The 15197-nt window shown below is 71.6% G+C and carries 17 protein-coding genes; 3 read left to right on the forward strand and 14 right to left on the reverse strand.

Annotated features, from left to right (window positions below; genetic code table 11):
* Positions 1-2: 2 nt before the first annotated feature.
* The 3 genes from ACFXB5_RS24800 to ACFXB5_RS24810 are packed head-to-tail and all read left to right on the forward strand — an operon-like array spanning position 3 to position 3423.
* Entirely contained in the window at positions 3-899 is an 897-nt protein-coding gene (locus ACFXB5_RS24800) for an alpha/beta fold hydrolase (RefSeq protein WP_385211589.1), read from the forward strand.
* Positions 896-2287, forward strand: coding sequence for a glycosyltransferase (locus tag ACFXB5_RS24805; protein WP_385211591.1), 1392 nt, complete (start codon positions 896-898; stop codon positions 2285-2287). Before ACFXB5_RS24800 ends, ACFXB5_RS24805 begins: the two co-directional genes overlap by 4 nt.
* Positions 2284-3423, forward strand: coding sequence for a methyltransferase domain-containing protein (locus tag ACFXB5_RS24810; protein WP_385211593.1), 1140 nt, complete (start codon positions 2284-2286; stop codon positions 3421-3423). Before ACFXB5_RS24805 ends, ACFXB5_RS24810 begins: the two co-directional genes overlap by 4 nt.
* A 22-nt stretch (positions 3424-3445) precedes the next feature.
* Here ACFXB5_RS24810 and ACFXB5_RS24815 read toward each other — a convergent pair whose 3' ends face one another.
* The 14 genes from ACFXB5_RS24815 to ACFXB5_RS24880 all read right to left on the reverse strand — a co-directional run bounded on the left by ACFXB5_RS24815 (position 3446) and on the right by ACFXB5_RS24880 (position 15064).
* A complete protein-coding gene (locus tag ACFXB5_RS24815; protein WP_385211595.1) occupies positions 3446-3643 on the reverse strand; it encodes a hypothetical protein in 198 nt (65 codons plus the stop codon).
* On the reverse strand, positions 3643-4731 hold the full coding sequence (locus ACFXB5_RS24820) for a hypothetical protein (RefSeq protein ID WP_385211597.1): 1089 nt from the start codon (positions 4729-4731) through the stop codon (positions 3643-3645). The genes ACFXB5_RS24815 and ACFXB5_RS24820 overlap by 1 nt, the downstream gene beginning before the upstream one ends.
* Positions 4732-4737: 6 nt before the next feature.
* On the reverse strand, positions 4738-5778 hold the full coding sequence (locus ACFXB5_RS24825) for a hypothetical protein (protein ID WP_385211599.1): 1041 nt from the start codon (positions 5776-5778) through the stop codon (positions 4738-4740).
* Between the two features lie 85 nt (positions 5779-5863).
* The gene (locus ACFXB5_RS24830; RefSeq protein WP_385211601.1) at positions 5864-6772 is read right to left on the reverse strand and encodes a phage distal tail protein; all 909 of its coding nucleotides are present in this window, start codon (positions 6770-6772) and stop codon (positions 5864-5866) included.
* A 1-nt stretch (position 6773) separates the two neighbouring features.
* Positions 6774-7931 (reverse strand): hypothetical protein, encoded by a 1158-nt coding sequence (locus ACFXB5_RS24835; RefSeq protein ID WP_385211603.1) that lies wholly within the window; start codon positions 7929-7931, stop codon positions 6774-6776.
* A gap of 20 nt (positions 7932-7951) precedes the next feature.
* On the reverse strand, positions 7952-8662 hold the full coding sequence (locus tag ACFXB5_RS24840) for a hypothetical protein (RefSeq protein WP_385211605.1): 711 nt from the start codon (positions 8660-8662) through the stop codon (positions 7952-7954).
* A gap of 18 nt (positions 8663-8680) precedes the next feature.
* Positions 8681-9070, reverse strand: a complete 390-nt coding sequence (locus ACFXB5_RS24845) for a hypothetical protein (protein ID WP_385211606.1) — start codon at positions 9068-9070, stop codon at positions 8681-8683.
* Between the two features lie 14 nt (positions 9071-9084).
* Complete coding sequence (locus tag ACFXB5_RS24850; RefSeq protein WP_385211608.1) at positions 9085-9375, reverse strand: hypothetical protein; 291 nt, start codon at positions 9373-9375, stop codon at positions 9085-9087.
* Between the two features lie 49 nt (positions 9376-9424).
* Positions 9425-10000 (reverse strand): phage tail protein, encoded by a 576-nt coding sequence (locus ACFXB5_RS24855; RefSeq protein ID WP_385211610.1) that lies wholly within the window; start codon positions 9998-10000, stop codon positions 9425-9427.
* Between the two features lie 54 nt (positions 10001-10054).
* Positions 10055-10462, reverse strand: coding sequence for a hypothetical protein (locus tag ACFXB5_RS24860; RefSeq protein ID WP_385211612.1), 408 nt, complete (start codon positions 10460-10462; stop codon positions 10055-10057).
* 164 nt (positions 10463-10626) lie between these two features.
* Positions 10627-10824 carry a helix-turn-helix domain-containing protein gene (locus tag ACFXB5_RS24865; RefSeq protein WP_385211613.1) on the reverse strand — a complete coding sequence of 66 codons (198 nt, stop codon included), beginning with the start codon at positions 10822-10824 and terminating at the stop codon, positions 10627-10629.
* Complete coding sequence (locus ACFXB5_RS24870; RefSeq protein ID WP_385211615.1) at positions 10821-11489, reverse strand: hypothetical protein; 669 nt, start codon at positions 11487-11489, stop codon at positions 10821-10823. The genes ACFXB5_RS24865 and ACFXB5_RS24870 overlap by 4 nt, the downstream gene beginning before the upstream one ends.
* A 160-nt stretch (positions 11490-11649) precedes the next feature.
* The gene (locus tag ACFXB5_RS24875) at positions 11650-12444 is read right to left on the reverse strand and encodes an SDR family NAD(P)-dependent oxidoreductase (protein ID WP_385211617.1); all 795 of its coding nucleotides are present in this window, start codon (positions 12442-12444) and stop codon (positions 11650-11652) included.
* A 94-nt stretch (positions 12445-12538) separates the two neighbouring features.
* The gene (locus tag ACFXB5_RS24880) at positions 12539-15064 is read right to left on the reverse strand and encodes a beta-glucosidase (RefSeq protein WP_385211619.1); all 2526 of its coding nucleotides are present in this window, start codon (positions 15062-15064) and stop codon (positions 12539-12541) included.
* Between the last annotated feature and the right edge of the window lie 133 nt (positions 15065-15197).

Raw genomic sequence — 15197 nt, forward strand, 5'->3', positions numbered from 1 at the left:
CGATGGCGATGATCGACACCGACCACGCCGCCGGCCACGACGGCCCGCATACCGGGACGGACGGCGTCCGACTGCATGTCCAGCGGCTGTCCCCGCCCGACGGCCGTCCACCCACCGCCACCGCCGTGCTCATCCACGGTCTGCTCACCGACTCCCTCGCCAGCTGGTACTTCACGGTGGCCCCGGACCTCGCCGCCGCCGGACTGGAGGTGGTGATGTACGACCAGCGGGGACACGGCCGCAGCGAGCGCCCCGGCTCCGGCTACCGGCTGGACACCTTCGTCACCGATCTGGAGCGGCTGCTCGACCGGCTGTACATCACCGGTCCGGTCCACCTCGTGGGCAACTGCTTCGGTGGAACGGTGGCGTTCGCCTACGCCATGCGCCATCCGGAGCGGGTGGCCGGTATCGCGGTGATCGAGGCGAAGCCCGCCACCGAGAGCTGGCTGACCGAGATCAGCGGGATCCTCCGGCGGGTCGAGGAGGAACTGGTCGTCCATGAGGCCGAGTCGCTGGCCTGGGTCAGCGCCAACCGGGGCGCCCACACCGCACGGCTGGCCAAGTCGGCCGCCCGCCTGGTCCGTACGACCAGCATCGCCGAGGATGTACCCGCGAGCCGGGTGGTGAGCGAGGAGCAGGTCCGCGCGGTGCGCTGCCCGGTGCTGGCCGTTTACGGCGCCGATTCCGAACTCGCCGGACAGGAGCGGTGGTTGGAGTCGGTCCTGCCCGGCACCCGGACCGTTGTCCTGCCGGGGCAGGGCCACTCGGTCCTCGCCGAGGCGCCCACGCGCATCCGCGAACTGCTGCTGTCCTGGATCGACGAGCGTGATCCCGAAGGTGAACACGAGCGCCATACGGCCACCGGCGCGGCGGCGGCCCTGGAGACCGATGCCTCATGAGCGAACCGAGCAGAGACCCGGAGACCTCACCCCGCACGTCCCGCCGCTTTCTCTTCGTCGTGCCGCCACTCGTCGGCCACGTCAATCCCACCGTCGGTGTCGCGGCCGAACTGACCGCACGGGGACACCAGGTGGCCTGGGCCGGGATGTCCGAGGTCGTCGAGCGGCTGACCGGGCGGGGGACGACGGTCTACCGCTGCGCCGGGCCGGTGCTGGGCGAGGGCGGGGCGGGCCGGCCACCGGACGTGCGCGGTCCCGCGGCGCTGAAGTTCCTGTGGGAGCGGTTCCTGGTGCCGCTCGCCGAGGCCATGGCTCCGGGCGTGGCCAAGGCCGTCGAGGAGTTCCGCCCCGATGTGGTGATCGCCGACCAGCAGACCGTGGCGGGCGCGCTGGTGGCCGAACGGCTGGGGCTGCGCTGGGCCACATCCGCCACCACTTCGGCGGAGTTCACGGGCGCGCTGGACGGGATGCCCAAGATCGACGCATGGCTGGACGGGCTGCTGCACGAGGTGCGGGGCCGGATCGGCGACCCGGAGGGCACGGCCGATCCCCGGTTCTCGCCGGATCTCGTCCTCGCCTTCACCACCGAGGAGCTGGCCGGACGACCGGCCCGGGCGGGTGACCGCATCCACTACGTGGGCCCGTCGATCGCCGAGCGACCGGCCACGGCGGACTTCCCCTGGGAGTGGCTGGATCCCACGCGCCCCGCCGTCCTCATCACGCTCGGCACCGCGAACACCGACGCCGGGGCGCGCTTTCTCACCGAGTGCCTGGAGGCCGTACGGGCGCGGGCCGGTCGTTTCCAGACGGTCATCGTCGACCCCGACGATGTACTCACCCGGGCCACCCGGGACATCGAGAACATGCCCGCCACCCCGGACGACAACGACGTCCTGGTGCGCCGCTATGTCCCCCAACTCGCCCTACTGCAAAGGGTGAACGCGGTCGTGTGCCACGCGGGCCACAACACCGTCTGCGAAGCCCTCTGGCACGGCGTACCGCTCGTCGTGGCGCCCATCCGGGACGACCAGCCGGTGGTGGCCGCCCAGGTGGTGGACGCGGGCGCGGGCATCCGGGTGCGCTTCGGCAGGGCGCGGGCCGTGGCCATCGGCGAGGCGCTCGACGCCGTGCTGGACGAGCCGCGCTACCGCGCCGCGGCCGAGCGCGTGGGCGCGTCCTTCCGCGCGGCGGGCGGCGCCACCGCGGCCGCCACCCATCTGGAGCGGCTGGCCACCTCGGGTGCGACCCACGCCACCTCGGGTGCGACCCACGCCACATCGAGTGCCACCCACGCCACATCGAGTGTCGCCGACGCCACCTCGAATGCCCTCCACGCCACCTCGAGCACCGCCGGCCACGCCACCGTGAACCCGGAAGGGGATCGATGAGCAGCGAGAGTGTCATGCCCAGCGCACCGGAGAAGCCGTCCCGCGCCGAGACCGTCGCCGCGCTGCGCCCCCGCTACCAGGCCGATCTGGCGCGGGGGACCGAGCGGTTCTTCGAACCCCGCCGCACCGACTGCCCGTGGTGCGGCTCCACGCGGCTGGTGCGGCGGCTGCGCACCAAGGACCGGTACCAGAGCAAACCCGGCCGCTTCCGGCTCGACAGATGCCGGGACTGCCGCCATGTCTTCCAGAATCCACGGCTGAACGACGACGGCCTGGAGTTCTACTACCGCGACTTCTACGACGGGATGGGGGAGATCGAACTCGGCAACGTCTTCTCCGGCCGCGACAAGGCGTACCGGCGGCGCGCGATGTTCCAGGAACCCTCCGCCGAGCCCCCGAAGACCTGGCTCGACGTCGGCACGGGACACGGCCACTTCCCCGAGGTGGCCCGTACCGTCTTCCCCGGCACCCGCTTCGACGGACTCGACTTCACCGCCGGTGTCGAACTGGCCGAGCGGACGGGCCGCGTCGACCGGGCCATCCGCGGCAGCTTCCCCGAGTTGGCCGAGGAGCGGCTGGCCGGGAGCTACGACGTGGTGAGCATGTTCCACTATCTGGAGCACAGCACGGACCCCCGCGTCGAACTCCGCGCCGCCCGCCGTGCCCTGCGACCCGGCGGCCATCTGCTGATCGAGGTGCCCGATCCGGAGTGCTGGTTCGGTCGCCTCTTCGGCCGGTTCTGGCTCCCCTGGCTCCAGCCCCAGCATCTGCACTTCGTTCCGGTGGCCAACCTCCGCGAGGAGCTGACCGCGCTGGGCTTCACCGTGATCGACGAACAGCACCGCGGGCCCTCGGACACCGTCGATCTGCTCGGCGCCGTCTGGCTGGCGCTCAACGCGATCGCCCCACCCGATGACGCCCCCTCCCTGGCCAAGCCGCCCGGCCGGGCCCGCTGGCTGCTGCGCTGCGCGATCCTCCTGGCCGGCGTGCCCGCCCTCGTGGTCGCGACCACCCTCGACCGCCTGCTGCTCAAACCGCTGGCGGGGCTCGGCAGGATGTCCAATGCCTATCGGGTGGTGGCCCGGTGTGATGCCTCCGCCCGTTCCGGCCCCCGTCAGGGCCCCGGCGGCCGTTGAGCCACCCCGCCGATACCGGACGTCAGGGGCCCGTAGCCGTGTCGCCGGGCCGCGGTGGCTCCTCCCCGGAGGTCTCCTGGGCCTGCGCCGGTGGCGGCTCGGTGGCGGCCAGGGCCGTCGGCGTCCCGCCGGGCTTGCTGTTGACGTAGGTGGTGAGCCGGTGCACCTGACGTTCCAGGGCCCTGATCCGGTCCACGATGTCCTCGGGCAGGTTCGCCATCAGTCTGCCTCCTCCAGATACAGATCGGCGGTCTCCGGACGTCCCCGCTCCGGGGCGGTGACCTTGATGCCGACGACGCGGTAGCGGGCGTCCAGCCCCTCGGAGAACCACACGTCCTTGATGCGCAGCCGCACGGTCGCGCCGAGCAGCGCGGGCGTGGTACCCGAGCCGAGGCGGATCCGTACCGAGGGAATGACCACCGTGCCGCGCAGAGCGGCGAGTTCGGACCGGGCGAACGCGTCGAGCGTCGCCTTGTCGGTGACATTGCTGTGGTCGGACGAGGTGTCCAGGCGGGGGAACCCGGCCGCGAGGAGATCCTCGGCCACCTGTTCCCCGGACATCACCGGGCCGCCCGCCCCGCCCTCCGGAGTGCCGCCCCTGGCCCGCGCGGTCGTCCCGCCGCGCGTGGCGTCCCGAGGGAAGGAGTACGACAGCACATCGCCCGGCGAATCCAGCATCACCGGCTGGCTGCCCACCCGGATCGTCGGAGAGCCCAGCTGGAGCAGCTTCACCCGCCGTCCGGTCGCCGGATCCCGGTACACCGCGATCCGGTGCTCGAAACCCGGCTCCATCGCCGCGAGTTGACCGATCGCCTCCTCCACCAGGGTCTCGTCACCGTCGCTGTAGGCCACCGTACGGGCCGCGGTGGCGGCCGTCGGCTCGTACTCCACGCCGATGTGGCCGCCCTCGGACCCCTGCATGTAGTCCCACAGCCGGCGGACGATCTCCAGATGGTCGAGCGCGGTGAAGCTCAGATTCGCGCGGATGTAGCGACGGCCCGCGTAGGAGTCGAAGGTGGCCGCCTGCAGCCCGACCGTGGTGAGACCCCGGTCGTCCGTGGCCGGGGTCAGCGTCCAGACGATGCCACCCCAGCAGACCTCGTCACCCCGCTCCAGATAGACGGCGGTGCGCCCCTCCACCAGCTCCCGCACCCGCCGGGCCATCCGGGCATCGGGCACCGGAAGGGTCGCGGTCAGGGATCCCGGCTTGCCGAGGTAGTCGTCGTACTCCACCTCCCGCAGGGGCAGTACATCGATGGCCTGGTCGGTGCGCAGATCGGTGAAGACGGCGCGATAGCGGGCGTCCACGGCGCCTCACGCCACCGGATCCACGCGGACGAAGCGGTTGTCGAAGTGCACACGCGTCCCCGCGATCGAGGAACGGTACGCGGCGGTCGCCGAGTAGACGGCGCCCGGGGTGAGGTTCCCCACCGGGAAACAGGTGGAGATCGAGGCCCGCCCGGCACCGTCGAGGATCGCCGCCCGGTCGTCGGACGGGGCGAGTACCTCGGTGCCGCTCTGCGTCCTGAGCCGGAACGAGATGTACGCGGTGGCGTTCCCGTCGGCGGCCGTGAAGGCGCCGAAGGTGAGGGACACCCAGCGTGAGTACGGCGCGGTGAAGGTGGCGGTGAGCGTGGCGACGGTGTCGGTGAGCATTTCCTGATAGGTGGCGGCGGTGGTGGCACCCCAGTCCGCGGTGTGCCGGAGTATGGTGTCCGGAATGTACTTCGCCCACTGGGTGCCGTCCCAGCGCTCCAGCCGGCCGCCCGCGTCGCGGTACTGCCCGGCATATGCCCCGTTGTGCGGCGCGCCGCCCGCGGCGGGGACGATGCCGCCGAGCGCCGCGGTGTAGCGGCGGCGGTCGGTGATGGCGGAGGCCCAGGTGATGCCCTTGGCCGCGGACGCCCCGGCGGGGACGGCGATCTCGTAGAGAAGCTCCGCGTTCTTTGGCACGGCCGGGGCGGTGGGGGAGCCGGCCGGGGTGCCCTGGAGGAGTTCCAGAGCGGCCTCGTACTTGCCGGAGCCGTCGTAGTCGTTGTCGTAGACCCGTACGGCCAGCCCGTCCACACGGGGCAGGCTGGCGTGCCCATCGGCGACGGTCAGCAGGGTGTCGGAGTCGACGGTGACCGGATAGCCGCCCTGCGATCCGGTGGAGGTTCCCGGGATCCACACCTGGCCCGGGGAGAGCTTGGCCTGCATACCGGTGGCGGTGGTGCCGGTGAGCTGCAGCCCGCCGAACACGCATCCCGCCCGGGTCAGCAGCGGACCGGCGGACGCCATGCCGAGGCTGACGGCCAGCCGGGTGTCCTCACGGGTCTGGCCGGTGGGCGGATGCCAGGCGGAACGGACGGTCATAAGACGGCTCCCACGGTCATCAGAGAACTCCTTGTGGTCGTACGGGCGTTAAGGATCGGGGCGGATGATGGGGCGGCGCGGCGCCTCACCACTCGGCGCGGCGCCAGGTGATCGTGGCGGTGGCTCCCTCCCCGCCCGACGCCGCGCGGAAGGACAGCTGCGAGGTCCCGGACGGCAGGGTGAACGACTCCTCCGGGGCGCTGCCCGGTGTGGCGGTGTGGCGGCGTGACGCGGTGCCGTTGAACATCACGGTTCCCTCGGCGGTGTCGACGACCAGTTCGTCGTCCGGGGCGAGGGTGATCGCGTACTCCAGCCAGTCGCCGCTGGTCCGATTGGCCAGCCGCGGCCGGGTGCACGGCCCGGTGAAGGCGATCACCGGATGGGCGGGTGCGCTGCCGTCGTTCTCCGCCGCGAGATCGCCGGTGGAACCGGGCGCGCCCCAGGCCAGCGGCCAGCTGAGCGGCCAGGTCAGCCCCGCCTCCGGCTGGGGGAGCCCGGCGGTGTCCCGCCGCCCCACCGCCTCGTAACGGCGTGGATCGCTCGCCTTCCACTGGAGCGTCATCTTCGCCAGGCGGCTCGCGGCGAACTGCCGGTCGGTGGGGACCACGCGCTGGGTGACCCGGGCCCGTACGGCCAGCGTCTCGCCGTGCAGACGTACGGCCAGCCACTCCTCCTCGTCGCGTACGGCGGTGGCGGCGCGCAGCGCGCGCAGAGCGTCCCGCACCGCCTCCGGTCCGGCGTCCGGATCGGGGGCGAACCACACCTGCGCGGTGACCGTACGGGCCTGCGCCCACTGTGACCCCGGCCAGCCGCCGTGCCCCACCGGGCGGTCGGCGTCGGAGGTGTCCAGCGCGGGCAACTCCTCCCAGCCGGTGAGCCCTTCGGCGGCGATCCAGTAGTCGGTGCCGGGACCCATGAGCAGCCCGGCCCACTGCACCTGCCCATCGGTGGTGATGAGCGGCCCCGGCTCGGTGGCGGTGGTCTCGTCCGCCATGTCACCCCCTCGCCTTCATCAGGAACATCAGATCCTCGGCGGTCTGCCGGGCGCTGCCGCCCGGGGCTTCGTGGTAGTGCTCGATGACGAATCCGCCGCCCGCCCTGCCGGATCCCGCCAGGGCGGGCGCGGGCCCGGTGCGGGCGAGCAGCGTGCTCAGCCGGTTCAGCGGCAGCACCGCCTCGGCCTGCCCGCCCTCGGCGAGCAGCGCGAGCGTGCCACCGGGGCGCGGCAGCACGATGCCGCCCTGGGCGAGCGTGGGGATGGTGGGGATGTTCACCCCGAACGACTGGCCACCGATCCCCGGCACCCAGGAAGGCACCGAGACCTTGACCCGGTTCAGCGCGCCGATCGCCCGGTTGACCAGCCCGATCACCCCGTTGAGCGGCCCGCGCACGGCCCCGAGCACCGCGCTGAACGCACCCCTGACGATGCCCGCCAGCCCGCTGAAGGCGCGCTGGATGCCGTTACGGGCGGAGCGGAAGGCGCCCGGGATCCGCTCCGAGAAGAAGGACAGCAGGGGCCGGACCACGGCCATGATGGCGTGGATGACCGTGGTGATGATGGTCTTGTAGATGTTGAAGTACGTCTTCACGACGGTCCAGATGACCTTGAGTACGACCGTGAACGCCGTCTTGATGCCGTTCCAGGTCGTCTGGACCACTTGTTTCGCCACGCGCATCGTGGTGCCGATGACCTGGCCGATGATTTTGAAGGCGGCCTGGACGATGCGCTGGACCGTCTTGGACTGCATGGCCATGTCGACGAGCTTCATGATCAGTGGCATCAGCAGCGCCATGATGGCCCCGAACACGTTTGACTTCATGGCGGTGTTCAGGCCCTTCTGGGCCGTGGTCACCCCCTGGAGCCCCGTCTTCATCCGCCCCATCAGCCCACCCCCGGTCGCCGCGCTGCGGCCGGCCGTGCTCATGGACTTCCCGCTCTTGGCCACGTTGCGCTCGGCGGCGTTGGCTTCCCGCTGCAGGGTGCGCATGGAGTTGGCCGACTTGTCGATGTCGCCCTTGACCCGGCCCACGGCGCCGGATGCTCCGGTGACGGAGCCGCGCAATCTGGCGACGGTGGTATCGGCCTGGCGAGCCGAGGTCGTGAAGTTCCGCAGGGCGCCGACGGACGACCGCAGCGCGGCCACGAGCGACATAGCATCCTCCTCGATGTAGGTCAGGAGCCGAGCTCACGCCGGAGGCTCGCTGCCCGCGTTTCCAGCGTCCGCATTCCCTGGTCCAGGGCGTTCATATGGTTGACGGTCTCCCGGCGCGTGTTTCTCGCCTCCTGCTCGGCCTGAGCGATGCGCTGCGCTGCCGACACGACTCGCTGTCGGCTGCCTTCGACCCTCCCCCGGGCCTGCTGGGCGCGGCGCTCGGCTCCCTCCAGCGCGCGCAACTCCCGGCTCAGCGCCTCCTCGCGGAAGCGTTGCTCGCCGTACAGCGCGCGACTGTCGCCGCCGGGCTGGGCGCGGCGCTGCCGGGTCTCCTCCAGATCGCGGCGGCGTTGTTCGACACGCTCCAACTGCTCCTGGAAGCGGTTCACGGCGCCTTGCAGACGGTCGGTGCGTTGTTCCAGCTTCCGCTCGGCGACCTGCAACCGCTCATCGGGTGTGCGCATATGGCGCCAGGTCACGACCTGGCGGCCGGCCACGAACACCCCGGTCTCATCGACCTTCAGCAGGGAGAACCCGATGCTCGCCGCGGCCACGGCCCCCAGGACGCCGGCCAGATCGGACTTGCCGAGACCCGGCTCGATCTTCGGCTTGTAGGTCTGTATGAAGTTGTCCTGCTCCTTCTGCATTCGCGCGAGCGTGGCGTTGGTGGCCGTCATGCGGCGCTTCAGCTGGACAATGGCCGTCTCGGTGCGCTCTTGGAAATCGCTCACGTACCCTCCTGCGCGGGGTCACCCGAAGAACCGCGCCAACTCCGCCCCCGTCGGCGCGTGGCCGTCGGCGGCGTGGCCGTCGGGCGGGCCGTCGGACGTATCGGCGGCCCCCGGCCTCGGCACCGGGGCCGGTGCCTCCGGCGGGTCCGCGTATTCGTCGCGGTTGGCCGACGCGAACATCCAGTTGGCGATCGCCAAGTGGTCCACGACCGCCGCCAGCAGATGGTCCGTCAGCCCCCATTCCGCGGCCTCGCCCTCCCGCGCCCGTACGAACGCCGAGTCCGGCGGAAGGTGGCGGACCAGGACCGCCAGGCGCCGTGAGGACAGCGCCTCGCGGTGCCAGTCGAGCAGGTCGACGCCGTAGTACCGCAGCAGATCGGCCTCCAGCGCCTCGGCGTGCTCCTCCACGAGCGCGCCGAGGCTCAGCCTTCCCCCACGCCGAGCCCGGTGTCCTGGCCGTACGCCTCGAGGATCGCGGCGATGTCCTGCACGCTCACTTCGTGTGCGCACAGCCGCTGGTAGCTCTCCTCGCCCATGAGGAGGGCGAGCAGCCCGTCCAGGTCGTTGTCCTTCAGCTCGGCCAGCGCGTGCGCCGAGCGGCGGGGGATCTCGGTGGGCAGGGAGAACGTCTCCCCGTCCACCTCGAAGTCCCAGGTCAGGCCCAGCGCTTCCAGGCGCTGGGCGCGGGCGGCGTTGACGTTGAACGCAGGCATGGGGGCGGTTCCTTCGCGATCGACGTGGCGGGGAGTGGCGGGGAGGGGGTCAGGATGCGGCGAATGCCGGGTCGTTCATCAGCCAGGTGGCCAGCGGGGTGTCGTTGTCCACGGCCAGTGCCGTGAAGGTGACCCCGAGCCGGACCGCGGCCGTGCGGGTGAGCTGGAGCTCCTCGGTCTCGGTGACCTGGCCGCGGCGGAGGATGAACCGGTACTTGATGACATCGCCGTCCGCGAACTCCACGCCCAGCATCCGCTCGTCCTGCTTCGGCTCGGCGGCGAGTTCGTAGCGGTACACCTTCGAACCGGCCTCCGTCTCCGCCACCACAGCGCCGCCGAAGAAGAACGGCAGGGTGTCCTCGTTGAGCTGGAGCAGCTGGAACTTCACGGTGAGGTCGCGGTCGGAGTAGACGAAGCGGGCCGGGCTGACCGACTGCCAGGTGTCGACCGGGTCGATTTTGTCCTTCTTGTTGAACTTGATGCCGTCGGTGGTGGTGTACCCGAGGTCCTTCCAGCCCGCCGCCCACGCGGTGGAGACATCGGCCGGGACGGTGGTGCCGAGCGGGGCGGTGAGGATGCGGCCGGTGCCCGCGACGCGGATCTCATTGGGGTTCATTCCGGGCATGCGATTGCTCCTTGTGGCGTGGTGATGAGGGCGAACGGTCGGCGGGTACGTGGCCTACGCCGGGCGGATGGAGAGCCGGGCCGTGGACAGATAGCGGCTGGCCGCGGCGTGCAGGTAGTCGGGCAGCCACCGGGGGCCGTCCACCTCGGAGACATCGGTGACAAAGGCGGTGCCGAACGTGGTGCCGCGCACCGTGAACAGCGCCGTACGGGCGGCCGTGGCGACGGTGTGGGCCGTGGGTTTGTCCGGGCCGTACACCTCGAGGTCGACCAGCGGCTGGTCCAGATGGATGTCCTCGACCCAGACGCCACCCGCCCGGGAGACCAGCACGGCCTTCTGGGTTCCGTCGAAGTCCGGCGGGGTCCGGTTGTCCACGAGTACCCCGGCCAGTTCGGGGCGGTTCTTCAGATGCTCGACGACGAGGCGTTCGACGTCGGGAAAGATCACCAAGGGCTCGGTCATGCGCGCACTCCTTGCTGTGGTCAGGGGCTGCGCACAGCGAAAAGCGGCGGGGCCGTGGCCCCCAGGGGGCACAGCTCCGCCGCTGGCACCAAGTGTGATGCACCGGATGCCCATTGACAACCACTTGTCGTCACTTATGCCGTGATGACCATGAGCCCCGCAGGTCACGTACGTCGTCGGGTGGCCCGCTCGGCCGCGAACACATCCTCCAGCCGATAGAGGAACGCCTTGCCCTGACGCCCCGCGGGCCGCAGATGCTTCAGCTGCACCCACTTGCGGATGGTGGCCGGGGCGACGCCCACCTCCGCGGCGGCCACGGCGGCGGTCAGCAAGGGATACTCGGGCGCCTGCATGGTCCTCATCGGCTCACCGCCACGACGGTGGAACCTCCGTCCAGGGCGGCGGTGATCTCCTCCAGGGCGAGCGCGCCGCCGGCCGCCAGCTCCGCCCACTCGCCCTCCGGCCAGGAGTGCCGGTGTGACCGGTCCGCGTGGCAGCCGCACCCGGTGTGCGGGCAGCGGCAGCCGGGGTTGATGCACAGCACCGCCCGGCGCAGCGGAAAGGCCCGCAGCGAGACCGAGGCGCACAGCGGGCACCGGCCGCGCAGCCGGACCACGGGCTCGGCGTCCCCGAGCACACCTGAGCAGCGCCGCGCCAGCCCGCTGACCTCGTCCAGCAGATGGCGCATCAGCACCGGGTCGGCCTCGACCCGTTCCAGGAGCCCCGCGAGACGGGCCAGTCTGACCTCAACCGTTCCCCTGCCCGCGGGTGGCAGCCCGAGCCGGTCGTGCACGGCCTCCTCCAGCTCCACGACGCCGTCGGTGATGTCGCGTACGGTGTCGGAGACCCGCAGGCGCAACGGCTCCGAGGGCCCGTGACGGTCGGTGCCTCCCCGCTGCCTGCCGAGGCCGGGCCGGTGCGGGGAGGGCGTCAACTCCGCCTGGAGCTCGGGGAATTGCCGTCTCAGAACGGTGATCCAGTGGCTCGCTCTGATGCGGTCAGGATGCGCAAGTGCGTCATTGCTCAACAGAACCCCCCAGGTTGTCTGCTCCTTCGTTCCTTAGGGACCCCCGGTCCACGCGGAACGGTTCCCACCGGAAGGGCGCGCGGAAGCAGGGGTCAGGGGGTGCCGAAGCAAGTGTCAGGGAGGCGCCGTGGCGGACGTCAGGAAGGCGCCGCGGTGAGTGTCAGGGGAGGATCGAGTCGACGTAGCCGCCGTCCACGCGCACGGCCCCGCCGGTGGTGGCCGAGGCGAATGTGGAGCTCAGGTAGACCGCCATGTTGGCGATCTCCTCGGGCTCGATCAGCCGCTGGATCAGCGACTGCGGCCGGTACTTGGCCATGAACTCCCGCTGCGCCTCGTCCCAGGTCAGCTCCGGGTCCACCAGCTCGTACACGAAGTCCTCGACCCCGCCGGTGTGGGTCGGCCCGGCGATCAGCGAGTTGACCGTGACCCCGGTACCGGCCGCGTCCTTGGCGAAGCCGCGGGTGACGGCGAGCAGCGCGGTCTTCGACATCCCGTAGTGGATCATCTCGGCGGGGATGACGACGGCGGAGTCACTGGCCACGTTCATGATCCGGCCCCAGGAGCGGTCCTTCATCCCGGGCAGGAAGCTCCGGATCATCCGGACGGAGGCCAGGACGTTCACCTCGAAATAGCGCCGCCACTCATCGTCGCTGATCTCCAGCGCCGGAGTGGCCCCGAAGATGCCGAGGTTGTTGACCAGGACATCGGTGTCCGGCACCGCATCGATCACCTGGCGGGCGCCGTCATCGGTGGTGATGTCGCCGGGGGCGGAGATGAACGAGCCGCCCTCGGTGTCCTCTTCCAGCTTCTGGATGGCGGCCTCGACGGACTCCTGTCGGCGCCCGTTGACGGCGACACGGGCACCCGCCCGCGCCAGCCCGGCGGCGATGGCGAATCCGATGCCCTGCGTGGAGCCGGTGACCAGGGCGGTCCTACCGGAAAGGTCGATCTGCACGGCGCTCCTTCGTCGATGCCTTATTGCTTGCGTGCGCCTTTAGTTGCACACGCGCCATACTAGCGTAGCCCGAGGCGACGACGGCCGTGGCCGCTCAGGACCCATGGCGGACCTCGATATGCCCCCGCAGCCTCGGATCGCGCGAGGAGGAGCCCACTTCCACGGTCCGGCGCCCGGTGCCCAGCACCCATCCATGGCGTTCGGAGTCCCAGGAGGACAGCGCCCGGGCGGCCATCCGCACCGTCACCTTCCGCGCCTGGCCGGGCCGCAGATGGACGCGCCGGAATCCCGCCAGGGACCGCTCGGCCTGGTCCAGCGGCAGATCGGGCGAGGGCCCCACATACACCTGGGCCACCTCCGCCCCGGCCCGCCGCCCGGTGTTGCGCACGGTGAAGACCGCCTCCAGACCGCTTCCGCGCCGCCGCAGCCGCAGCCCCGCATAGGCGAAGGTGGTGTACGACAGGCCGTGGCCGAAGGGGAAAAGGGGCCGCACCCCCTCGGCGTCGTACCAGCGATAGCCGACATGAACACCTTCGGAGTACTCCTCGCGGCCGTTCACCCCGGGGTAGCGCCGGGAGTCTCCGGCCATCGGATGGCGGTCGTCGGACACGGGGAAGGACTGGGTGAGCCTGCCGCCGGGGTTGGCGTCGCCGAAGAGCAGGGCGGTGGTGGCGGCGGCGCCCTCCTGGCCCGGGTAGTACATCTGGAGTACGGCGCCGGTGTGCTTCAGCCAGGGCATCGAGGTGCACGACGAGGTGTTGAGGACGACGGTCGTGCGCGGATTGGCCCTGGCGACGGCGTCGATCAGCGCGTTCTGGTGGCCGGGGAGGGCGATGGTGGTGCGGTCCCTGCCCTCGGTGGCGTCCTCGTAGCCGAAGAGCACCACGCTGTGCGCGGCACCGGCGGCGCGCACCGCCTCGGCCACGTCGGCCGCGCGCGTGGCGGAGGTGGTGCGGCGCAGCCGGAAGGTCAGTCCCTTCCCGCCGCTCTTGGCGGTGACCTTCAGCCGGTGTTTTCCCGCCGTCAGCCTGACGGCCGCCCGGCGCACGGCGAGGCCGTCCGGGGCGGCGCTGACGAGGCCACCGGTGAAGTACTCGGCCAAGCCGGGCCGGAACGGGAACAGCTCCTCGCCGTCCAGCAGCACCTTCGGGCGGCCGGTGGGCGGACCGCTGAAGTGCAGGACGAACGTCCACTCATCGGCCTCGGCCACGGTGAGGGTGCCGTCGTACGTCCAGCTCTTGCCCGCCGCCACCTTCCGCTTCTCCAGCCCGGTGGCCGGGGAGAGCGCGGAGCCGGGGATCTTCTTGCCGAACACGTCCTCGCCCAGGGCGTAGTCCACCCGGGCCCCCTTTCCGGCACGCTCCCGGATCGTCTCCAGCGGGCTCGCGGCGTGGTCGGGGACCACATGGGCGCTGCCGCCGCCACTGACGAAGGGGATGGAGCCGGTGGGCCCGACCACGGCGATCGACCGGGCGGCGGGCCCGGTCAGCGGCAGTGTGCCGCGCTCGTTGCGCAGCAGGACGCCGCCCGCCGTGGCGACCTTCAGCGCGGTGCGCGCCCCGGCCCCGGGGTCCCGGCCGGGCCGCGGCGGGGCGCCGCCGTCCAGCAGGCCGAAGCGGTCCATGACGGTCAGGACGCGGCCGACCGCGCGGTCCACCTCGGCCTCCGGTACGGTCCCGTTGGCCACCGCCTTCCGCAGGGCGTCGCCGAAGTACTTTCCGTCCGGCATCTCCATGTCGAGCCCGGCGCCGAGGGCCGCCGCGGTGCTGTGGGCGGCGTGCCAGTCGGTCATCACCCACCCGTCGAAGCCCCAGTCCTCGCGCAGCACCCCGGTCAGCAGCGGCTCGCTCTCACAGGCGAAGGCCCCGTTGACCTTGTTGTAGGCGCCCATGACCGCCCCCGCGCCCGCCCGTACGGCCGCCTCGAAGCCGGGCAGCTCCATCTCCCGCATCGTCCGCTCGCCGACGATGACATCGATCGACTCCCGCTCGTGCTCCTGGTTGTTCATGGCGAAGTGCTTGACGGTGGCGATCAGGCCCTCGCCCTGGATACCGCGCACCTCCTCGGCCACCAGCTCGGAGGCGAGCAGCGGGTCCTCGCCGAAGGTCTCGAAGTTGCGCCCGGCGTACGGGGTGCGGATGAGGTTGACCATGGGGGAGAGCAGTACGTCCTGGCCCAGCGCACGGGCTTCGCGCCCGATGGTGCGCCCGTACTCCCGCGCCAGGGCCGGATCGAAGGCGGAGGCGAGCAGCACCGGCGCGGGCAGCGCGGTGGCATGCCGGGTGACCCGTACGCCGGCGGGCCCGTCCGCGAGCCGGAGTGGCGGAATGCCGAGCCGGGGGACACCGGGGGTGTACCCCGCCTGCCCGAGGCCGTGGGGATCCTTCGCGCCGTGCAGCAGCGCGAGCTTCTCCTCGAGCGTCATCCGGCCGATGAGGGAGTCCACCCGGGAGCCGGGACCTGGGGCGTGCCCAGTGGCGGGACCGGGGCCGGAGGCGGGCGCGGCGGCGGCCGCGGGCCATCCGCCGCCACCGGTTGCGACGGCCCCACCGGTTGCGGCGACGGCCATCGCCCCGCCCAGGAAGGACAGGGCGGAACGGCGTGACAGGGCGCCCGGCATGGCGTCACTCCATCTCTCGCGGCTCGAAGACGTGTGTGTACGCAGGCGTGCTGACGTGGCTCGGTGTCCGTCGGGTGAGAGCCTGTGTCATATCCCCGGCCAGGCGTCGCACGCCCGGCCGGGGATATGACAC

Origin of the sequence: Streptomyces sp. NPDC059455 (assembly GCF_042750115.1) — a bacterium.
GTDB lineage: Bacteria > Actinomycetota > Actinomycetes > Streptomycetales > Streptomycetaceae > Streptomyces > Streptomyces endocoffeicus.